17 protein-coding genes and 1 tRNA gene are annotated in these 21,569 nt (G+C 38.6%); 8 read left to right on the forward strand and 10 right to left on the reverse strand.

All coding sequences use genetic code 11. The features are described 5' to 3' along the window. Positions 1-81: 81 nt before the first annotated feature. Both RB214_RS10190 and RB214_RS10195 read right to left on the reverse strand, forming a co-directional pair. Positions 82-2,583 (reverse strand): FtsX-like permease family protein, encoded by a 2,502-nt coding sequence (locus RB214_RS10190; RefSeq protein WP_309166581.1) that lies wholly within the window; start codon positions 2,581-2,583, stop codon positions 82-84. Next, on the reverse strand, positions 2,573-3,286 hold the full coding sequence (locus RB214_RS10195; protein WP_008137049.1) for an ABC transporter ATP-binding protein: 714 nt from the start codon (positions 3,284-3,286) through the stop codon (positions 2,573-2,575). Before RB214_RS10195 ends, RB214_RS10190 begins: the two co-directional genes overlap by 11 nt. Between RB214_RS10195 and RB214_RS10200 the strand changes: the two genes are divergently transcribed. Together RB214_RS10200 and RB214_RS10205 are read left to right on the forward strand one after the other, a co-directional pair. Continuing rightward, positions 3,287-3,910: an arylesterase gene (locus tag RB214_RS10200; RefSeq protein ID WP_039490141.1), complete on the forward strand. Its 624-nt coding sequence runs from the start codon at positions 3,287-3,289 to the stop codon at positions 3,908-3,910. A 111-nt stretch (positions 3,911-4,021) separates the two neighbouring features. Beyond that, positions 4,022-4,098: transfer RNA gene (locus tag RB214_RS10205), tRNA-Pro, on the forward strand. Between the two features lie 276 nt (positions 4,099-4,374). On the opposite strand, the gene RB214_RS10210 is transcribed toward RB214_RS10205, so the two are convergent. Both RB214_RS10210 and RB214_RS10215 read right to left on the reverse strand, forming a co-directional pair. Next, positions 4,375-4,623, reverse strand: coding sequence for a hypothetical protein (locus RB214_RS10210; protein ID WP_309166582.1), 249 nt, complete (start codon positions 4,621-4,623; stop codon positions 4,375-4,377). Between the two features lie 92 nt (positions 4,624-4,715). Next, positions 4,716-6,353: a cyanophycinase gene (locus RB214_RS10215; RefSeq protein ID WP_309166583.1), complete on the reverse strand. Its 1,638-nt coding sequence runs from the start codon at positions 6,351-6,353 to the stop codon at positions 4,716-4,718. 262 nt (positions 6,354-6,615) lie between these two features. On the opposite strand from RB214_RS10215, the gene RB214_RS10220 reads away from it, so the two are divergent. From RB214_RS10220 to RB214_RS10230, 3 genes are all read left to right on the forward strand, one after another. Continuing rightward, positions 6,616-7,203, forward strand: coding sequence for a hypothetical protein (locus RB214_RS10220; protein WP_024590532.1), 588 nt, complete (start codon positions 6,616-6,618; stop codon positions 7,201-7,203). A 98-nt stretch (positions 7,204-7,301) separates the two neighbouring features. Then, positions 7,302-8,216 (forward strand): zinc dependent phospholipase C family protein, encoded by a 915-nt coding sequence (locus RB214_RS10225; RefSeq protein ID WP_309166586.1) that lies wholly within the window; start codon positions 7,302-7,304, stop codon positions 8,214-8,216. A gap of 1 nt (position 8,217) precedes the next feature. Further along, positions 8,218-8,616, forward strand: coding sequence for a hypothetical protein (locus RB214_RS10230; protein WP_002960664.1), 399 nt, complete (start codon positions 8,218-8,220; stop codon positions 8,614-8,616). 23 nt (positions 8,617-8,639) lie between these two features. Here the strand turns inward: RB214_RS10230 and RB214_RS10235 are convergent, their stop codons facing one another. After that, positions 8,640-10,910, reverse strand: a complete 2,271-nt coding sequence (locus RB214_RS10235) for an EAL domain-containing protein (RefSeq protein ID WP_309166590.1) — start codon at positions 10,908-10,910, stop codon at positions 8,640-8,642. A 126-nt stretch (positions 10,911-11,036) separates the two neighbouring features. Beyond that, entirely contained in the window at positions 11,037-13,886 is a 2,850-nt protein-coding gene (locus RB214_RS10240) for a UvrD-helicase domain-containing protein (protein ID WP_309166591.1), read from the reverse strand. Positions 13,887-14,168: 282 nt separating this feature from the next. Between RB214_RS10240 and RB214_RS10245 the strand changes: the two genes are divergently transcribed. The 3 genes from RB214_RS10245 (at position 14,169) to RB214_RS10255 (ending at position 16,509) form a co-directional block, all read left to right on the forward strand. Continuing rightward, on the forward strand, positions 14,169-14,906 hold the full coding sequence (locus RB214_RS10245; RefSeq protein ID WP_309166593.1) for a hypothetical protein: 738 nt from the start codon (positions 14,169-14,171) through the stop codon (positions 14,904-14,906). A gap of 114 nt (positions 14,907-15,020) precedes the next feature. Further along, entirely contained in the window at positions 15,021-15,944 is a 924-nt protein-coding gene (locus RB214_RS10250; protein ID WP_309166595.1) for a M14 family metallocarboxypeptidase, read from the forward strand. Positions 15,945-16,089: 145 nt separating this feature from the next. Continuing rightward, complete coding sequence (locus RB214_RS10255) at positions 16,090-16,509, forward strand: hypothetical protein (protein WP_309166596.1); 420 nt, start codon at positions 16,090-16,092, stop codon at positions 16,507-16,509. A 25-nt stretch (positions 16,510-16,534) separates the two neighbouring features. On the opposite strand, the gene ccoG is transcribed toward RB214_RS10255, so the two are convergent. The 4 genes from ccoG to RB214_RS10275 form a co-directional block, all read right to left on the reverse strand. Next, positions 16,535-17,917: a cytochrome c oxidase accessory protein CcoG gene (gene ccoG / locus RB214_RS10260; RefSeq protein WP_309166597.1), complete on the reverse strand. Its 1,383-nt coding sequence runs from the start codon at positions 17,915-17,917 to the stop codon at positions 16,535-16,537. Positions 17,918-18,062: 145 nt separating this feature from the next. Beyond that, positions 18,063-19,481, reverse strand: a complete 1,419-nt coding sequence (locus RB214_RS10265; RefSeq protein WP_182195888.1) for a sigma-54-dependent Fis family transcriptional regulator — start codon at positions 19,479-19,481, stop codon at positions 18,063-18,065. A gap of 93 nt (positions 19,482-19,574) precedes the next feature. Continuing rightward, a complete protein-coding gene (locus RB214_RS10270; protein ID WP_309166601.1) occupies positions 19,575-20,879 on the reverse strand; it encodes an AarF/ABC1/UbiB kinase family protein in 1,305 nt (434 codons plus the stop codon). 68 nt (positions 20,880-20,947) lie between these two features. Further along, a complete protein-coding gene (locus RB214_RS10275; protein ID WP_002960677.1) occupies positions 20,948-21,502 on the reverse strand; it encodes a DUF1439 domain-containing protein in 555 nt (184 codons plus the stop codon). Positions 21,503-21,569: the final 67 nt, after the last annotated feature.

The following is a 21,569-nucleotide window of genomic DNA, read 5'->3' on the forward strand; positions in this document are numbered from 1 at the left end:
ACTGTATAAATTACCAGTACAAAGAAAAACAAAAATGCCCACGTACTAGGTGGGCATTTACAGGAGCATGTTAGTTTAAGCTTACCCTAGGGCACGCACTAATCCTTGGGTGTTTTGTTTAAGTTTTCGGGCAATCATTAAATAACCTAAACCTGCCACAAATACGCCGCCAGCTACCGGCCCAATAATCCATATATGTGGGTGTAACTTACCTGCTAAATCAAACATTTGTTGCTGCACAATTAAAAGCGCTATATCACTAAAAAATGCGGCAACTAAGCCAGCTAAACCGCCTAGTAATAAAAACTCATACAGGGTCGCGTTTTTAATTAATCGGCTTTTAGCGCCAAGCGTTCTAAGTATTACAATTTCTTGCATACGCTCACCTAAACTAGCTTGCACTTGCGATATAAGTACAAGCGCGCCACACAGCACAACAATTGCAAGTACAAAGCCAATGGCGAGCGATACTTGCGAAATAGTTGTTTGTATTTGCTTAACAAAGTTATCAATATCAATCGCTGTAATAGTAGGGTAAGTACGTAATAACTGGCTAAAGTCACGTTTTTGATCTGGATTTATACGTACCGACGAAATATACGTTGCGGGAAAATCTGCAAGTACATCAGGACTTAAAATAATAAAAAAGTTAGGTTTAAGCGTGGCCCAATTTACTTTGCGCACACTGGTGATTTTAGCGTCGAACGACTGCGAACCAATTAAAAATGTAAGCGTATCGCCTATCTCAACATCTAAACGCTCAAGCATCGACTCCTCTACTGAGGCTTCAGCCATCGCATTTTCACCAAACCACGTGCCTTGTGTTACTTCATTTTGGTCAGGCACATCTTTAAGCCATGTAAGATTTAGCTCGCGGCCAATACCTGCACGTGCTTCTTCGTCTTTTTTCTCGTTGTCTTGCAGCGATACTGAACGTGCTACCAACTCGCCATTCACCGCATTTACGCGCCCACGAATAGTGGGATAAAACTCTGATACTTGAATATCTTTTTGAGCTAAATATTCATTAATTGGCTCAAGCTCATTTTGCGTAATATTAACTAAAAACGCATTAGGCGCATCGGCAGGAAGTTGCGACTGCCAATCAGATATCATGTCGTTTTTAAGTACCACTAAAAACAGCAGTAATTTAATCGCTAACGAAAAACTAATTAACTGTACCGCGTTCACATTTGCACGCTTTTGAATAGATGCAATTGCAAGCGACCAACTGTTACCTGGCTTAAGCCCTAATTTTCGACCGCCACCAAATATTAATTTAGATATCAAAAACAACACACCAATTAGCGCAAGCGTTGAGGCAAACAAAATAAGCGTTATTTTTATGTTGTTACTAAATAACCACATTAATAAAAAAACAGTTAGCGCACTCATGCCTAAATGCACACGACTTACTGCCAACTTGTCACCTAAGTTACGGCGCAGCACTCTAAGCGGTGGAATATCAAATAAATCAAATAACGGTTTAATAGAAAACATAACAGCACAAATTACGCCAGTGCTTATAGCCACCAGCCAAGGTTTAAAACCACCTAAAGGTAGCTCTGTGCCCATACTTTTCGATAAGTAACTTGTTGCTATTTCTTGCAAGCCATAACCAATTAACAGCCCAATACTTACCGCCATTGCACATACAAGCAATAAATGGAGCATGTATATTTTGCGGATCATTGAACGGCTACCGCCTAGCGTTTTCATCATCGCTACTGGGTCGTATTGTCGTTCACAATAACGTTTTGCTGAAACGGCTATAGCCACTGCGGCTAAAATAATACCTAATAGGCCGGCAAGTAATAAAAAGCTCTCTGCACGGTTTAAACTATTTGAAATAGGTGATTGACGGTCTTTAACGCCGTACCATTGTTGGTTTTCTTTCATTTGTGGTTTAAGCCACTCGTAAAAGCTATTTATGTCAGCCTCACTACCTGCATAAAGTTGGCGATAATAAACACGACTACCTGGCTGCACAACTTCGGTTTTTGCCACATCGTCAATATTAATAAGCACGCGACGGCTGCTCGAAAATACATTAAATGGCGCATCGGGCTCTTCTACAATAACTTTTGAAACATTAAATAATGCAGCGCCAAGCTCTACTTGCGCGCCTATATCAATATTTAAACTGTAAAATACTGATTCACTTAGCCACACATTACCAGGCGTTGGTCCGCTATTAGCAACCTTAGTTTCACCTGTTAAGGTATCCTTAACTTTTAACTGCCCTTTTAACGGGTACGCATTAGATGCCGCTTTTACTGAGCTAAACTGCATTTCATCATCGGCAAACAACATAGTGTCGAAGTACACCATTTGCGCCGTTTTTAAATTTTGGCTCTGTGCTTTAGTAATAAAAGCAGTGTCGAGAACATGATCGCTTGCAAGTACACGGTCTGCTGCAATAAAAGCACTGCTTTTTTGCGCAATACTTTGCCCTATTCGCTCAGTAACCATAGACAGTGTAAGCACGGTTAAAACAGCAAGGGCGATAGCTGCGCTTATAACTGTTAGCTCACCACGGCGAAATTCTCGCGAAAATAACTTAAGCGCTAACTTAACCCACATTAGCAACGTCCTCTACTTGGCTTTTTACCAGTAAGCCCGCTTCTATTTGAATAATGTGCTCACATTTTTGTGCAAGCCCTTCATCGTGAGTAACCAAAATAAGCGTAGTGCCGTGTTGCGTGTTTAAATCAAATAATAACGACTCAATCATTTTACCGTTTTTGCTGTCTAAATTAGCCGAAGGCTCATCAGCAAACAATATTTTAGGCGTACCAATAAATGCTCGCGCAATAGCAACACGCTGTTGTTCACCGCCAGAGAGTTGCGACGGGTAATGGTCAATTCGATGGCTCAAGCCTACTTTTTCAAGTAATGCAATTGCTTGCTCTTTTGCGTCACTTTCACCAGCAAGCTCTGCTGGCAGCATAACGTTTTCTAGTGCAGTTAAGCTTTGTACTAACATGAACGATTGAAACACAAATCCAATTTTAGCCGCGCGCAGTGCAGCACGCTCTTCTTCATCTAAATTGTGTAATGGCTCGCCATCTAAAAATATTTCGCCGCTGCTTGCGGTATCCAGCCCTGCTAATAAACTGAGTAACGTTGATTTACCAGAGCCCGACGTGCCAACTATAGCAACAGACTCGCCATGCTTGACATTAAAGCTGATGTCGCTGAGGATGGGCAGCTCACCTTCAAAGGTAGAGACTACTTTAGACAAACCATTAACCTGAATTATATTTAATTGAGAAAGCGCTGACATATGACTCATTCAATCCTTCGTTTAGTATTCATTTTATTTTTAGTTATCAAACCGCTGAGCGCAGCAGCCGACAACACGATTTTAATACTCGGTGACAGTTTAAGCGCAGCCTACGGACTTCAACAAGAAGAAGGCTGGGTAAAATTGTTACAAGATAAATACGATGACGAACAAGCCGACATTGAACTTATCAACGCCAGTATTAGTGGCGAAACATCTGGTGGAGCCCTACGCCGTTTAGATGCATTGCTTGAGCAATACGAACCCACTCATGTACTTATTGAGCTAGGTGCTAATGACGGTTTACGTGGTTTTCCAGTCAAAAAAATGCAAACTAACTTAACGTCTCTTATTCAAAAAAGCCAAGCAGCTAATGCGATGACCGCCTTAATGGAGATTTACATTCCCCCTAATTACGGCCCGCGTTACAGTAAAATGTTTACTGACACTTTTTCGCGCGTTAGCGAAGAAACAAATGCGCATTTAATGAACTTTTTTATGCTCGATATTGCCAGCCAACCTGAGCTAATGCAAAACGATAGTTTACACCCTAACAAAAAAGCTCAGCCATTAATACGAGATGAGATGTATGACTCGATCAAAAAGTGGTTAAATAAAGACTAGCTAATTAATACACCGCAAGGGCGCCTTTTTAGGCCTCTTGCGTAATAAATACCCAAACAAACAATCGCTTATTGATTTTTAAAAAAATACACGTACTATTGCACTCAACGTCGGTATGTAGCGCAGCCTGGTAGCGCACTGTCATGGGGTGGCAGGGGTCGAGAGTTCGAATCTCTCCATACCGACCAATTAACTAAACCTATATCAATAAGTTAAACTTCTCTTCAAAATATAGCCAAAATTCATCTGTTTTGATTCTACAATTTATCCGTAGCACTATCTTATTTATCTAAGCGCACTTAATAAAACTGAGTTTAGCTGGCTAGTTTTGTGGTTTTTGAGGGGGGTTGTATTTAATTGTTATTAACTTGAAGTGGCCTTTGTGGAATCTATATGAAGGCATTTTATTTCAATTTATTGAAATTAAAATAAAAAAGCGCTCTAAGCGCTTTTTTATTAAAGTACTAGTGCTTGCGCCCTACACCATTACGTACCATATCTTGCCCGGTTTGGAATACATCTTCTGTAATACCGCGCGCTAAAAGTAATTTTTGATTATCGTCAAACACGGCTACAAAACGACTACCATCACTATTGTTTGTTGCCATACCAACGCCCGAAACACCCTTAAGGCCAAGACCGCCGTTTTCTACATTTAATAAAAAGCTTTCTAATTCGGCTAGACTAGAAATTACATCATTATCTTTATTCATTTTAACACTCTTTTAGTAAGGCTTTTAAATCATTATGGTGGCTATTTTATAGAGAAGAGCCAAAAACTTAAACCCTTGGCTCAGGTTAGTCACTAAATCGACTTTATAGCTAACTCTAAATTGCTTAGCGCACAACCAAACTCTTTTGCATTGATGCGATGATACTGTGTGTCACTCGTTGCTGTAAGGCTAATTATAAACTCGTCTTGTTGGGCTACCGCACTTTGCTCTTGGCTTAAACACATAGCTTGAGTAAGTGAACGCAGTTTTGAATTTGTTAAAATTGAGCCAAAACGCTGCACTGGCAATGGAGGTATTTTTATAGCGGGTAACGCTTCATCTATTGTGCGTGCGCTTAAGGTAAACGTATTATTGGTAATTTCAATTACACTGCTTGTAGGCCAGTACGAATAGCTATAGCCCTTACTCCCAGGTTGGGCTTTACCTTGGTTAGCCAAATGCACTACACCACTTTTGCCTATTACGGTTATTAAACTACCTTCTGGCGATTTAATAACAACTAAGGCTGTATTTTCATCAATACCAAATCCATGTTGAATCTCTGTTTTAGTATTTTTCACTTCGTTTTTATTTAGCGCTGCTGCAAGCCTAAATGTACGATTTTGTTCGCTAAATTGAGTATCTAGTACACCAGAGTTAAAACTGCCCAGCCCACCAGCATTAGTGTTATTTTCACTTTTACGAAGTGCCTCAAGGCTTGTCGTATTTGTAAGCATGCCCGTCACTTTACTTTGGATTGCAGCACCGGCTCCTTCACCTACAATTACTGGGCGAGTTTGCAATGCTTGCGTCCACGGGTATGGGTTATTGTTTTGATCAAATAATACCTTGTGAGTTAATGCTGTATTACCGCTATTAAACATCACACCGGTACTATTTTTAATAAGTGATACAAGTGCATTAGTGCCATTTTTACATAAAGCGTATTCGGCCTTTGTGTACTCTGGATAAATCACTTCACGGTTATACACATTCATTAATGTATTTCTAAGCGCAGGTAATTCATCGCACGAGTTACTTGTAATCGCTTTAGCAAGCGCTGGCGTTAGTGCTAACCATTGAGTGTTTATATTTGATTGTGCCAAAAGACTTTGCGCTACATCTGCCGACTCATAAGGGTCGCGGCTCGAAGCCGTAATAGCAAGCATGGTTGGTTTTGCGTTATTAACTTTTAAACTGCCCGACACAAATTGTAAAATATTATTAGTCGCAACCTCATTATTAAAATCGGTATTTACTTGCTCTTTTAAACGCTCACCGTTTTTATTAAGTAGCGGTACTTCTAGCATATCAAATACAAAGTTGTACTCTTGCTGAGTTAGACTTTCTAATTGCTGATTATTTATATCGCGCCACTGCCAGAGTAAATCTGTTTTTGATAAGCTATTTGACGATTTACTTTGTATGGTTTTAAGTGTTTTTAATACAGCCGTTTTTGCCTCAACATTATTATTAGGCCAATGCTGCGCGATGTTTTTTATTTGAGAGCTGCTAAGTGTATATAAATTATGTGACTTACCATCAATAACAGCCTCTTTTTGGCAATTATTAAGCTTGGCGCTAGTACAGGTAGTAAGCTCTGACCCCACTAAAATTAAAGTTTGGCTTTGCTCTTGAGCCACTGCATTTATTGAAAATCCTGCACCGACCAATGCCACTACCATACCCAGTAACTTCGGCTCTTGATCACGTAAAAATGCACATATCATAATGTAAACTCTAATATAAATAATAAAACTAATGTGCTGTAGTTTAACAGCTAGCCACTTGCGCCTAAATATATTTTTATAAATGTTAAATAATTCAAGTCTCTGAAAAACGTTCGGGTTGAGCACTGCATTTAAATACATTGTTTAGTTTACCCCTCTGTCTTTGTAAATATTATCTAAACAAATTCAAACGGAGCATTTATTGACCAATTTCATTGTTTAAATTACGGTGGTGAATCATTTTATGTAACTGGGGTGAAATATGGACTTTTCTAATGAAGAGATAAATTTTTTTGCTGAGTTATTTAAGCCTAATAAAAAGTCACATGCTCACAACAGTCACGTTTTAACGTTACAAAGTTCAGTACCAGCCAATATTGCTCACTTACTTAGTAGCGCTAATTTAACCCTGCTCGCAGAAGTTGCACACTATCAGTTATGGTTTCCGTTGGACTTAAAAATTGATAGCGCCGGTATAATCAAACCTATTTTAAACGCCCCCGAAGTAATAGACACACAAGGCACACTGCGCAGTTGGCGCTGGAGTGAGCTAAATATTAAAAGCCAAGGGTTTAAAATTGAATCAATATCAAACACGGGGATGTTTTTAAAACCCCTCAGAAAAGGTAACCATTTAAATAAATCGCAGCACATGGAATTTATTTTGCCTAACAAACAAAGTATTTCGATGGAAATAGAACCCGTAAGGCAAAGCACGCAAGGTATAGCCGCTAAAATAACGCAAATTCATAGCGGTCAAGAGCAACTAAGAGCTTACCTATTTGAAGAGCATAAACGTCAACATGCTAAATTATACGAGAATGGCCAATTAGTTGAGCAGCTAATTTAATAGGTGTTTACCCCGCTATACTTGCATTTAGTTGGCTTTATTTAACCCCCTCTCAATGTTAATCTGTACCCTTATTAATAAATCATAAGGATATGACAATGCCAGGTGCTTTTGCGCACATCACTGCTGTTAATATTGCAACGCAAACAAAGTCACTCGCTAAAATGGATATGCCTAAAAAAGCAAAGCTTATTTTAAGCCAACGCCAAGCATACCTTGAACTAGGCTGTGTAGCCCCCGATTATCCTTACTTAGCTGTAGCGCAGCCTAGCCAAAATGCGTGGGCCGACCTAATGCACTATGAGCACACAGGCGATTTACTTAAAGCCATGATTAAATACTGTAAAACACTTGAAGGTGAAGCATTTGAAAAGTGTTTTGCCTGGTTATGCGGTTATATGGCCCATGTTGCTGCAGATATAACAGTGCATCCGGTTGTTGAATTAAAAGTAGGCCCTTACGCGCAAAACCAAACGGCGCACCGTACCTGCGAAATGAATCAAGACGCGTTTATTTGGCAACGTTTAAACTTAGGTGAGTTAGGTTATGCTGACCGCGTGCAACAAAATATTGGATCTTGTACTAACAAAGACGATAATTTTGATACCGATATTGCAAAAATTTGGCGACATGCTTTATTAACGGTTCACCCAAGCTACGCAGCACAACACGCTCCTAACTTTAATTCATGGCATAACGGTTTTCAGCTTGTAGTAAATAATGTTGAAGAAAGCTATCGATTATTTGCCTGTGCACGCCATGTTGCTGCTGATTTAGGCTTGTTTTATCCTCGCCCAAACGAAGTAGCCCCCACTTTTATTGAACAACTAAAAACGCCGCACGAGCCTATGCATTACAACGATATTTTTGACTTTGCTGTTAGCAATATTCAGCACTACATAACCATTATTGCCAATGCCGTATTTTTAGATACTGATTACAGTGCAATTAAAAATTGGAACCTAGATACAGGCTACGATGAACACAACACGATGACGGTATGGAGCAAATAAAATGAAACACTTACTTTATATAAGCCTCATAGTATTACTTAGCGGTTGCTACACTCCTAAAAAAAACAATCCAGAAGTGATGGCCGACTTAGCCTCACAATTAAAAGATATTGCTACAGCCGTTGATGGCACACTAAAATTTAGTGAAACATCCTATTCAACAACTGATGAGTTATTAAAAGCCGCTGTTAATAACGATTTAAGCAAACTTGCACCTTTTGGGGAATACACGCTTATTGTAAACGTACAAGATGATAACGCAGTGCTACTTTTATGTGATGCCAATACAGCTTTAATTGAAGATGCAGGCTGTACTGCTCAATCAGATATACAGCATTGGGGAGCAGGAGTTATTCATCAGTGCGAAATAACTATAAACGCCCAACAGCTCTGTAACTAGGTAATAAAATACCTGCTATACATTTAAAGTTGAGCCGTCATCTCTTTGGGGTTAAACACTAAGCCATGGCGGCTAACATGCTCTGCAAAATTTTCGGCTGACATTGGTTTCGCAAAGTAAAAGCCCTGAAATTCTTTACACCCCATTTGCGCCATTATTGCTACTTGCTCTTGGGTTTCTACTCCTTCAGCTACACACTTAATATCAAGCTCTTCACACATAACGTGCACCGCTTTAACTAAACTTTTTTGACGCGTAGAACTTGTTACTTGGCTGATTAATGAGCGATCTAACTTAAGTTTGTTAATAGGGTAATCGGCAAGGCGTGCAATATTAGAATACCCCACTCCAAAATCATCAACCGAAATAGTAAAACCCCACGATTGCAGTGTTTGCATAAGCTTTAGCGAATGCGCTTGGTTTGCCTCAAGAGAGGTTTCAGTCAGTTCTAACTCTATTTGAGGTGGCTTTACGTTGAAGTCGGCAAGGTATTTAACCAGTTTTGACATAAAATCGTTTTGGCTAAAATCAATTAGAGATATATTTATTGCCACCGGCACACTCGGTAAACCCGCCTTAGTCCAATTGGCAATTTGAGCGCAGACTTTTTGAATAATCAGATCGGTTAACCTACTGACCATTCTGTATTCTTCAGCAATAGGAATAAATACCACTGGCGACACATTACCTAGTATAGGACTGTTCCAACGCGCTAAAGCTTCAAGCCCTATACATTTACCCGTTGCATCTACTTTAGGTTGATAGTGTACCGACAAATCGCCCTGCTGAAGCGCTTCGTCTAATAACATCGAAATTTCGTATTTTTCGATAAAAGCTTGTGATTGCTTTTCGTTATAACCACTTAGAGGCATATTACAGTTTGCAACTTTAAGTGCTTCGCACGCATTACTAAGTACTGTTGTGCTGTTTTTTCCGTGATCAGGATACTTTGCAAAACCAAATAAAAATGATTGCTGACACTTAGTGCCAAACACATTATAAGTTTTATCTAATGTATTTTTTATTTGCATTAATAGCTTATCTTCAAGCTCGTTTTGCGAGTTTGCGCCAATTATAAAAGCAAGCTTTCCTTCTCCTATATGGGCACACAACAACGGCCCATCTGCCATCGCCTTTAAACGCTTATACGCGTTAATAAGTAATGCTTGAGAGTCGGCTTTAGTGAGCTTTAAATTTAAGTATTCACTATTTGCACTTTGGGTAACAACGATAAAAAAACCTTTTTGGTATTTGCTTGTTAATCTGTTGCATTGCAGCTCAAACCATTCTCTATTGGGGAGTTTTGTTTGCGAGTCTCTAAAGCGTAAACGTTTATTTTCTTGTTCCATCATCGATAAGTTTTGTTTAATGAGCTGCTCTTGCGTGCAATCGTAAAAGTCGTATACACGGTAGTTTGTACTCATTGTTATTTGCTGGTAGCAGGCTTTAAAATAGCTTTTTTTGTACTTCACAATTTTATTTTGAGCATTAGGGGCGTCAAAAACTAAAGTAGGAAATAAATGAGAAAGGTTAACGCATTCTTCTTTTAATTCTTTTTTTATACCAAACATATCAATAGCGTGTTGATTAAAATCAGTAATGACAAGGTTTTCGTCAACAATAATTTTGGCTTTATTTGATTCGGTGAACAAGCTTCGATAAAGCTCATTTTTATCTTTAAGGTGTGTATTAGCGCTTATCATTGTTTTGTTTAAACGCTTAGCAGCCACAATTGTGCGTGCCACAGCAAGGGGAATACAAATGTTAAAAAATAAGAATATAAGCCCTGTAATGTATAAGCTGGCATCGGGAAGTTGTTGAGCAATGCCAGTTAAGCCCGATACATCAACGTTATTGATAATCATATAAAACGGTACAATATTTAATACGCCATAAGCAAGGGCTGTTCTATAACCAAGGAGCATAAGTGCGATTATTGGGCAGGAATACATATACATAGAGCCCACTTTAGCAAGCTCTAGGTCTGTTAAAAATAAGTTCATTGACACGCTAGCAGCTACAATGGCTATTAAAAGTACATGAGCGCTGAAGTGATAAAAAAGCTTACTTGCTATAAGCAAACCGCATACAGTCGCAAAAAAACTGCTTGTTAATACAACAATATAAATTAAGTTAAACTCAATAGCGCTTGCGTACGTGTGGCACACCACAGCAAAACATAACACCATTACTAATGATAGAATAATGCGCAGTGCACTTACTCGCCAATTAGCAACCTGATCAGGGGCTGAATAGTGATCGTTTAATAAAAAGAACCTATTGAAAAAATGCATAATAAACAACAGTTAAAGCTCATTCTTCTATTAGACATTGATAACTTGTTAAAATCAATCAAATGAATATAATTTCTATTTACATTGTTCTATAAAATAGACAGGTGTAAACCTGCTCGTTAGCCGTTAAATATTCATTTTTCGAGTGTTTTTACAGTTATCCTCTTTAAGCGCGAAACCACTGCATCCTAAAAATTCACCGTGCTTAGATTTTCGTTTACGCATTTCGCGACCACACTTTTCACAAATTGGATGCTGCGTTTTACACTCTGTATTCACACATTGTGAATACGTGCTTTTATCAACCGATGGGCTACTACAGCTTTTACACACTCGTAGTTTAGTTTCGCAAATCTGCGTATTAGTACAGCTATAATAATCACCATACTGACCCGTTTTTGGCACAATTAATCCGTCGCTGCACGTATTACACTCTCTTTGCTTTAGTTGCGACTTGTTAAACAACGTGGAGCCGATTTGAATAGGATAATCGTCATTTACTAGTTCTTTTACAAACGCTGAGCATGCATAAGGGTCTGCAATTAAATACGCTTTATGTTTTGCGCGCGTAATACCTACATAAAGCAAACGCCTTTCTTCTGAGTGAGTGAATTTATCTTGCTCTGGTAATAACGACTCCACCAGCACGTTATTTTGATTATCGCTAGGAAACCCTAATTTACCTTGTTCAAAACCAATAATAATACAGTAATCGGCTTCAAGCCCCTTAGCGCTATGCAATGTCCAAAAATAAAGAGGGTTTGTATGCTTTTTATCTTTTAAATGCTGCTGCACGCTATTTAACATGTATCGGTATCGACTAAGTATGGCAATACTCGCTGATGCATCGTTTTTTTGAATAGTGCTTATGCTCTGCTGTACTTTTATTTCTATCGATTTAGTGCCTTGGTATAAATCGTCTAACAAAATAACTTGTGGTGTGGTTACTTGCGTATGTGTGCTGATCTGCTTTTTATATTGCTCAGGGTTTTGCATTACAAAGCGCCCCGCTACATCACTAATACTATTGTTATATCTAAATGTTTTTTGCAACATAGTAAGTGAGTGGCTGCCCACTAATTCATTAAAGCGTGTAGTAAGCGCTAAATTACCACCCGAGAACCGATAAATTGCTTGCCAGTCATCACCTACCGCAGTAAAGCGTATTCCGTTACCATATTTTAATATCGCATTTAAAAAGCCCATACGCGCACTTGATATATCTTGAAACTCATCAACTAAAATGTGGCTCCACGGAGTATTAAAGTCTCCGCTTACTATCGCCTTTGTCGCTTGAATAATCATGTCGTCAAAATCAATGGCATTTTGCGTGCTTAGTTCATTTATATAGGCGTCATGAATTTGCACTAACAAGTTTGCATATTGTTGATAGTTTTTAATACCACTTTGCTTGATGCGCTGCGCTATTTGCTTATTACTTAGTTGCTCCACTCGAATAGCTTGTAAGCATTTTATGTACTTATCAATGCCTTGCTGTAACTGCCCTGAGTTATTTAAAGTATGAAATATTTCGTCGTTACTCATAGGTGTTAATTCAACATTATGCTGCTTTAATTGCTTTGCGAGAGTTTGCTCTAGCTTTCCTTCAACCCAGTTGTAATGAAAGGTTTCGAGTAAAGTGGTGCCATTTTTTTTATGTAACTTACGCTTAAATGCAATTTGCTCGTTATAGTGTTTTTTATCTATATCGGCACGAGTATTCCCTTGCCTATCAATGCCAAAGTGCTCTAAGTAAATATCGTATTGAGGTATATAAAAGTCTGGTTGGTATTGCCCACTTAGCTCTGCGCCTTGATTAAAGTGATAATTCACCTCATAACTGTGCGCCACGCAATTCAAATGTAGCCAGTTTGAAATAAGCACTTCCTGATAACTTTTTACTTTATGACCCGCAAGGCTACGGTATTCGTTATCGCGTACGTATCGCTCGTACTGTGCATTATCTTTAAAGCTAAATATATCAATCGGCTCATGGAGTAAATCTACAAATGCTTTTAAAAACTGTGGCTCGGTTTGTATTTTTTTACTTACCCACCCAGTTAACCAACTATTTAATTGAACTGGGTCGGTTGCAAATTTTGACAACTCGATTGGCTTTTTAGCACTTTGTAATAATTTAAGCCCAAGCGCATGAAACGTTAAAATAGTGGGTACTTTGGTATGCAAGTTTGCATGCGTGGCGCGTTTAATAAAGCGCTCTTTAAGCTCCTTTGCTGCTGTTTTATTATAGGCCAGCACCAAAATTTGCTCAGGCTTGGCAATATTGCATGCTATTAAATCTAAAGACTTTGCTACCATCACAGATGTTTTACCTGTGCCTGCTGCCGCTAATACTAAATTTTTATCGTTATCGCGTATTACCGCTAAGCGCTGCTCTGTTGTTAATGGATTTGACTCTACTTGATTAAAAAAGTCATTTTTAAGAGTTAGTTGTTTTTTTTCATATTTATGGCGCAACTGTGCAATTGCATCGTGAGTATTGGGTGTAGTGCTCAGTATATTTAAAAATTTAATACTACTTGGCGATAAGTGCTGTTGCCACACACTTGTACTTTTAGCGTACTGCTTGGTAAGCAAAAATACATCATTATTAAGTGTTTTTATGGAACTATCACGTAAAAACTCATCTAAAGCATAGCGCTTGAGCGAAATCTTTGCGTTATTTACCTTTTGCTCAAGCAGGGCTGAAAATTGCGTATTAAGGGCGGTATTTAAAGACTTAGCTTGTGATTTGTTTAAAAAGCTAATTGATGTATTACTACTGTCGCACAAATTAATTTTGGCGCTAAATAAACGGTTTTTAAATATTGAGTAATTATAAAAGTCTTTAATTAAAAATGTCCATGCGGGAGCACCTCTAAAATGCACAACAAGGCGCTCTTGTTCAATAGCTACGTGTTTAATACGGGTAAAAAAACGGCCTAGCCAACTTGGAGTAGCAATATACTGCGCCATAATACTCAATATGAAGATATGCTTTACCTTAATTGTAACATACTCTTTTGTAATACATTTAGCGCTAAATCGATGCTTACTTAGTAAACAATTTCATTGGTAAGTTAGTTTTTAAACCTGGTGGTTAATACTTTATTTACAACCATTAACAAATTTAAACATTTATAGATAGCTTGTTGTGTAACAATGCACATATACAAACTTACACTTCATATAATTGTTAGGTATATCCCCAATTAAACAATTATTTACAGCCTAATTAAGTGGTTTAAAGGAGCTAACATGCTTAAAAAATGCATTACCACAACGGCTTTAATTTTAGCATTATGCGCTTGCACGTCAGAAACAGAGTCGGATTTAGTAAAAACACAAGGTATTTGGGCAGGTTTTGAACTAGTTTCTGACGGTAACCGCACGCGTGTTAACGCAGAACTAAATGCAGGCGATGCTAATGGCTCTAACATTGTTTTAAGCGATAGCGACTCATTACAAGCTGTTGTTAATAGCACTGCTATTGTACTTACAAAAGATACCGACTTTTTAGACGTTGATTACCAAGCGTATATAAATGCCACTGACGATAACCAACAGTTTGATATAAAATTTAAACGGGATGATGGCATAAATGCTAATTCGAGCGTGGAGTTGCCTTTAAATTTTATTATTTTAACCCCGAGTAACAATCAAAATTTTGATATTAATAGTCCCCTTACAGTTCAGCTAGATGGCACTGATCCTAATAGTACTAGCCAAGTAGAACTTAGCAGTAGCTGCACTAACAATAATAATGAAACACTTTTACAATCAATGCTTTTTGCGCTTGGCACTTCGCGCCTTGAAATAGATTTGCAAAGCTTAGATATGTTTAGCAGCTCGCAAGTAGATCAAAGTAAAACGTGTAGTTTAACCGTTAGTGTAAAGCGTGAACGACTAGGTAGTATTTCGGGTGAGTTCGCAAACCAAAGTTATATTAAAGCCCAGCAATCACGCGCTATTAAAAATATGACTTTAACGTTTTAATTTGCACGTTAATTTACTCAGTGTTAAGCTACGCCTTTATTAAGTAATTTTACCAATTGTAATTGCCCTCCTTATTTATAGGAGAACAAATAACAGTTGATATAAAGGTTTATTATGACTAACAGCACATACCCTATTGGCACACCAGGCAAAAAATGGAATAACAATGATAAAGCCCAGTGGTTAGCACGCCAAAACATTAAACGCAGTTACCAAAACGAAGTCGTAACGCTAATTAATGACCTTAAAAGCACCTTAGATATAGAGCAATACGGCGAGCTTAATTACGCCGCTGGTACTTACCCATTATATATATTAAAAACGCCTAACTTTAATGCCAATAAACCAACTGTTTTAATCACCGGTGGTGTACATGGCTACGAAACCAGTGGCGTACATGGCGCACTTAGATTTGCTAAAACATCTGCTATGCAACACTCTGAGCAGTTTAATATTGTTGTTGCGCCCTGCATTAGCCCTTGGGGATATGAAACAATAAATCGCTGGAACCCTGATGCTATTGATCCTAACCGCTCATTTTACGAAGGCAGCCCAGCACAAGAGTCAGCAGCTATTATGGCGTTTGTAAAATCACTCGATGTAGACTTAGTTGCTCATATTGATTTACACGAAACAACCGACAGCGATAACAGTGAATTTAGACCCGCACTTGCTGCCCGTGAAGGCACAACAAACACTAATTGGAACATACCTGATGGGTTTTATTTAGTGGCCGATACCAATAAGCCTGAGCCTGAATTTCAAAAAGTAATTATCGAAGATGTGGCAAAGGTCACGCACATTGCCCCGAGCGATGAAAATAACCAGCTAATAGGCGTACCTCAAGAGCAATTTGGCGTGATTAACTATGCAGCACGCGATTTAGGTTTATGTATGGGCTTTACTGATGCACCCTATGTAACTACTACAGAAGTGTACCCAGATAGCCCAACAGCCACCGATGAAGAATGTATTTTGGCACAAGTAGCCGTTATAACGAGCGCGCTAAATTACATTACAACCTCTACAAAAGATTAACCACTGTTCAAGAGCGGGTACTCATTAAATTAAGTACCCGCCAAAAAAAAGAAACAACCTGATAACAAAAGACAACCCAAAAGAACTGGTTTTGTTGGATTTAAAGGTATAAGGTTAGCCTTCCCTCAAATTCAAGGAGTATACATTGGGGTTTAAAAACAAATATGGACAGGTAAGCCTCTATACTGAAAATAACGTTGTTATCGCTCACTTTTCGGGATACATCACCTCAGGGCTTCTTCGTGCGTTTAAAATTGAACTATGCGAAAAAATAAAGTCACTCAAAAATCAGCCTTGGGCCTATATTATTGATTCTTTTGATGTTTTGGCTGCAACGCCTGAGGCAGAAAAAGAAATGATAGATATTAGCCATTTAATGAAAGCAAACAACTGCCTAAGTAGCGCGTTTGTACTCACATCAGCTATCGCTATAAATCAAATGAAGCGCATTTTAGAGTGTGCAAAAAGAAACGTTAATTTTAGTGAGTGCATATTTACCGATTTAGATAGCGCTAAACAGTTTGTTTCTCACAACTTAAAAAGTAAGCAAGGCCAACTGATATAAAATAATTGACCTTGCTTTATCAATCTTAGTTTTTGTAAAACTGACTATCTTTGGTTATCGTAATGCTGCCGTTTTCTTGCGCTGTTACAATAAATTGTAACTTACTCACTTTACGCTCAATATTGTAACCATCGGCTGTTACAGTAACGGGGACTCTTTTCATCGCACCCGGTTGTACAAGCGTAGATCTCGGACTTGAGAGCGTTGCTCCTGGTAAACCCTCTATGGCAATACTGTAATGCAGTGCTTGCTGCGTTTTATTAATAATAGTAAGTGTATAAGGGTTTTCTACAAGGCCCTCGTAGTTAACTCTATAAAGCGCATTCCTATCGCGTAGTACTGAGGCTTCTATTGGTGTACGTTGCAGCATCCATGCAAACATCGAAATGATTAACAAAGCCGTTAATGCGCCGTACCCTACTAGCTTTAACCTAAATGGATTGGTTTTTTTACCTTCCATTTGTTTTTCGCTAGCGTATTTAATTAAGCCTTTTTCGTAACCAAATTTTTCCATGGTATCGTCGCAGGCATCAATACATAAGCCACAGTTTATACATTCATATTGCAACCCATTTCGAATGTCTATTCCTGCAGGGCATACCTCTACACACAAGTTACAGTCTACACAGTCACCTAAGTTAAGCTCTTTGGGGTCAGCTTTGCGTTTACGTGGTCCTCGGCTTTCACCTCGCTCGTTATCATATGTAACAAGCAACGTATCTTTATCAAACATAACAGCTTGAAAACGAGAATAAGGGCAAGCAATTGTGCACATTTTTTCGCGTAAAAACCCTGCATTGCCATAAGTACAAAAAGCGAATAAAAACACCCAAAAGCTCGTAATACCTGACCATTCAAACGTAAGCATTTCCATATACAAACTTTTAGCCGGAATAAAATACGCCATAAACGAGGTGGCAGTTAAAATAGAAATAACAATCCACGCACTGTGCTTAGTTATTTTTTTTCGCCAAGTGCTTAGCGTCCACTGTGATTTATCTAATTTAATTCGCTGATTTCGAGTGCCTTCTATGCGTTGCTCTACCCACGAAAACATGAGCATCCATATTGTTTGCGGGCACGTATATCCACACCAAACCCGACCAAGCCAGTTAGTTATAAAAAATAATGCAAAAGCCCCCACCATAAATAGCAGCGCTAAAATCATAAAATCTTGAGGAAGGAGTGTTAAACCAAAAATAGTAAAGGTTTGCGTTGCCACATCAAGCAGCACAGCTTGTTGACCGTTATATTGAATCCACGGTATTGCAATAAAAGTTAGCATTAACAGCCAACCTAAATTACGGCGTATGCGCTGAAAAAATCCTTTTTGCTCGCGGATATAAATTGGCCCTTCGGTGTTATAGGGCTTAATGATCATGTCTTCTTCTTTTATATCAAACTTCATAGTACTTGCTTCATAATGACGGGTATTAAGCAAGTACTTGCAACTTTCAGACCAAGCTGAAACTTTAATTACTTCATTGATATTAAAGAAATTATTTTAAAAAACAAAAACCGAGCTCGCGATATAAAGCGCATATCGCGATATATCACGATTTTTTAGTGATTCCCAGCTTTCGCATTTTTGAGCGTAGTGTACTCTCAGGTAAGCCCAACTTAACTGCCGCCCCTTTATCGCCCGATATTTGCCAGTGCGATAACGCAAGAACAGAGGTTATATGCTGTTTTTGCGCTTCATCAAGCGTAAGTGAAGGATTAATAACGACTTCGCCACCCGCTTGCAAAGGCTGGCTTAGCTGAAGCACAGCCTGATTAGATAAAATAGCTTCGCGTTCCAGTACATTTTGCAGCTCTCTAATGTTGCCTGGCCAATCATAGGCTTGCAGTTGTGTAATTGCTTTTTTACTTAGCCCTTTTAAATGTTTACCCAGTCGTTTATTTAGCTGCGCAATTAAATTAGCGCATAAATAAGGAATATCCTCTTTTCGATCTTTAAGGGCGGGTACTTTTATAGGAAATACATTGAGCCGATAATACAAATCAATTCTAAACGTGCCTTTTTGTACCATTTCCCACAGGTCGCGATTAGTCGCTGCAATTACTCTAATATTTACTTTTAGCGTATTGCTGCCACCTACACGTTCAAACTCTTGTTCTTGGAGGACTCTAAGCAGTTTACTTTGCGCCTCAAGTGGAAGCTCTGCTATTTCATCTAAAAACAAGGTGCCTTTATCAGCAAGTTCAAAACGCCCTTTACGGGGTTCATTTGCACCTGTAAATGCGCCTTTTTCATGGCCAAAAAGTTCCGATTCTAGCAAACTTGGGGTAAATGCGGCGCAATTTACTTTTATAAAGGCTTGTTCGCTACGCTTGCTTAGTCGATACAAATTACGGGCTACTAATTCTTTACCCGTGCCATTTTCGCCAAGTATAAGCACTGTGCTGTCGGTTTCACTTACCAGTTTTATTTGATCTAACATGGTTTGAAATATATGACTTTGTCCAACTAGCCCTGAGTCTTGCCAATCTTCGTTAAGTTCTGCAATTAAGTAGTTGTTTTCATCTTTTAGCTGCTCACTTAAATGCTTTACTTGCTCAAGTGCCTCTTGCAGTGCATTTTGTGTTTGCTGTTGCAGTGATATATCGCGAAATACCGCTACAGCACCAATTAACTCATCATTTTGATAAACCGGTGTTGAGGTGTATTCCACTGCAAATGAGCTACCGTCTTTACGCCAAAAAACTTCATTTTTAACTTCACGACGTTTGCCGTCAAACATGGTGCAGTAAATTTGGCATTCATCTGCGGGATAAGGTGTGCCATCAGCATGAGTATGGTGATGATATTGGTGTATTTTTTTACCTAATAGCTCCTCAGCCCGCCAGCCGGTCATGCGCTCAGCGGCAGGATTAACAAACACCGCATTACCCGATAGGTCAAAACCGTATATGCCCTCACCTACTGCGTTTAGCAATAATTTAGGATCATTTAAAAATTGTTTTATCATAAATACACCTCGCGAAATATCGCGAGCATTATGGCAATTTTACACACTAAGTGCACTCATTACTTAAAATGCACTCACGTGCCCATTAAAACGCTATAAATAGTGCTGAAATAGCGTTTTCACATCTATTTTTGCACCTAGCCTTGCGGCTATTAAATAAAGCCCTGCAAGTTTTCGGTGAATAAATAGGGCATCAACGGGCGGTGTGTGCCATTGCTGAGATTGTGCACTAAGAGCAAGCCCTGCATTTTTAATTTTGAGCGCGAGTTCGCTGTTTTTAAAATCAAATTTTCCTTCTGCTCTTAGTGGCTCGCACGCCATTAAGAATAAATCAATGACGTTGTTTTTATACTCATCAACTAAGTCATTTTTAAAATAACCAATATGTGAAGCCGCTTTAAGTACACCTTCTCTGTTGTTTTCACTACCCGCTTTAAATAAAGCTAAATACGCTAAACTAAGCTCTGTTGATATTTCTCGGGTTGCACCAAAATCAAATAAAACAATTTTTTGTGTATCAAGCTGATAATGAAAATTGGCAAAGTTAGGGTCGGTTTGAATTAATTTAAATTCAAACATTTCTTTAAAAAACAAATCAATAAGTTGCTCTGCAACAAAGCTTTTTTGACTATCAGGTAGCTGTGTAATGCTCTCAATGGGCTCTGCTTTTATATATTCCATAGTAAGTACTTGTTGTGTGCTGTGCTCTGGATATACGTTAGGCACTTTAAAGTGGGGATTAGTTGCTAGTGCATTTTTATAACGTATTAAGTACTGAGCCTCCCGCTTATAATCAGCCTCGGCTAATAACTGCGCTTTAGCCTCACTAATAAGTGGTTTAATATTAAGATCTTTTGGCAATAATCGAGAAATCGTTAATAAAGAAATAACGTTATCGACATCACTTACTACACTTTTTGCAATACCAGGGTATTGAATTTTAACAGCCAGTTGCTCACCATTCTCCTTGTAAGCTAAATGAACTTGCCCTATAGAAGCCGCTGCAAAAGGTCTTAATTCAATATGAGAAAAACGCGCTAGCCACTCATCCCCCCATTGCTCTTTTAACACTTCAACAAGCTGCTTATGAGGCATTGGATTCGCGTCTGAGCGCAGTAAAGCAAGTAACTGAGACAATTCAGGACTAAGTAAATCACCGGCATCCATTGAAAGCAATTGCCCGAGCTTCATTGCGGCGCCACGTAAATGAGATAGCTGTATAGCTAGTTTTTCAATGTTTTTAGGTTGTAGCAGTAAGCTTTTATTGTCCCAACCTTTACCTGTTAGCGCGCTCTTAGCGCCATCAACTAACATGTTGGTAGCAACACCTGTGGCAAGTGAGCCTAATTTTGCAAAGCGAGAAAGCCTAGAAGTGGGAACAGTACGAGGAGCCGCCATAATATTAAAACCTAATTAGCCTGAAAGTCAGGCTAATTAATACGTATATTATAAGTAGGTAGATCTACTTATAGACGAGGTACTAGCTTAATTGCACCTTCAACCACTTTCATATCAAGTGGAAGCTTACTAAGTAGCATCATTTTAGGGTCATCCATATTTAGAGTATAAACAGGGTTAACCGCTAAAAAAGCATTAATCACATCCATTGCTTGGCTATCAAGTGCACCTAAATTACCTTTGAAACCACCGGCATCAACACTCGAATCAAGTAATTTAATATTACGTAAAAACACCGCTTTTTTCTCACTGTCGTAAAATGGGCTACCTTCAATTTGTAGCTTTAAACGCACTGGGTATTTAAGTGCGAATGCATTAATTTCAGCGCTTGAATCAGCACCAAGAACAACAACGTCGCGGTTATCAGGCCCAATATTTACGCTCAAATCATTTACATCAAACTGAACTGGCAAACCCATTAAGCTTACTTTTTCACTTAACTTTGGTAATTGCTTACCCAGTACAGACTCAACCTCAGAGTTAGTAAATGAATATACTGATATGCCTTGCGTGGTATTACAGGCAGTTAAAAATAACGCTGCAATAATAACTAAAATTCTCATGAGAACCCTTTTGTTTATAAATTAGTGGTACATAAAAAAGCCGCTATTAAAGCGGCTTATTAAAATA

This window comes from Pseudoalteromonas sp. HL-AS1, from assembly GCF_031198785.1.
GTDB classification, from domain to species: domain Bacteria; phylum Pseudomonadota; class Gammaproteobacteria; order Enterobacterales; family Alteromonadaceae; genus Pseudoalteromonas; species Pseudoalteromonas distincta.

Excerpts from the sequence above, each read along its gene's own strand:
- RB214_RS10190 (WP_309166581.1), bottom strand. The coding sequence starts at position 2,583 with ATGTGGGTTAAGTTAGCGCTTAAGTTATTTTCGCGAGAATTTCGCCGT.
- RB214_RS10195 (WP_008137049.1), bottom strand. The coding sequence starts at position 3,286 with ATGTCAGCGCTTTCTCAATTAAATATAATTCAGGTTAATGGTTTGTCT.
- RB214_RS10200 (WP_039490141.1), top strand. The coding sequence starts at position 3,287 with ATGACTCATTCAATCCTTCGTTTAGTATTCATTTTATTTTTAGTTATC.
- RB214_RS10210 (WP_309166582.1), bottom strand. The coding sequence starts at position 4,623 with ATGAATAAAGATAATGATGTAATTTCTAGTCTAGCCGAATTAGAAAGC.
- RB214_RS10215 (WP_309166583.1), bottom strand. The coding sequence starts at position 6,353 with ATGATATGTGCATTTTTACGTGATCAAGAGCCGAAGTTACTGGGTATG.
- RB214_RS10220 (WP_024590532.1), top strand. The coding sequence starts at position 6,616 with ATGGACTTTTCTAATGAAGAGATAAATTTTTTTGCTGAGTTATTTAAG.
- RB214_RS10225 (WP_309166586.1), top strand. The coding sequence starts at position 7,302 with ATGCCAGGTGCTTTTGCGCACATCACTGCTGTTAATATTGCAACGCAA.
- RB214_RS10230 (WP_002960664.1), top strand. The coding sequence starts at position 8,218 with ATGAAACACTTACTTTATATAAGCCTCATAGTATTACTTAGCGGTTGC.
- RB214_RS10235 (WP_309166590.1), bottom strand. The coding sequence starts at position 10,910 with ATGCATTTTTTCAATAGGTTCTTTTTATTAAACGATCACTATTCAGCC.
- RB214_RS10240 (WP_309166591.1), bottom strand. The coding sequence starts at position 13,886 with ATGGCGCAGTATATTGCTACTCCAAGTTGGCTAGGCCGTTTTTTTACC.
- RB214_RS10245 (WP_309166593.1), top strand. The coding sequence starts at position 14,169 with ATGCTTAAAAAATGCATTACCACAACGGCTTTAATTTTAGCATTATGC.
- RB214_RS10250 (WP_309166595.1), top strand. The coding sequence starts at position 15,021 with ATGACTAACAGCACATACCCTATTGGCACACCAGGCAAAAAATGGAAT.
- ccoG (WP_309166597.1), bottom strand. The coding sequence starts at position 17,917 with ATGAAGTTTGATATAAAAGAAGAAGACATGATCATTAAGCCCTATAAC.
- RB214_RS10265 (WP_182195888.1), bottom strand. The coding sequence starts at position 19,481 with ATGATAAAACAATTTTTAAATGATCCTAAATTATTGCTAAACGCAGTA.
- RB214_RS10270 (WP_309166601.1), bottom strand. The coding sequence starts at position 20,879 with ATGGCGGCTCCTCGTACTGTTCCCACTTCTAGGCTTTCTCGCTTTGCA.
- RB214_RS10275 (WP_002960677.1), bottom strand. The coding sequence starts at position 21,502 with ATGAGAATTTTAGTTATTATTGCAGCGTTATTTTTAACTGCCTGTAAT.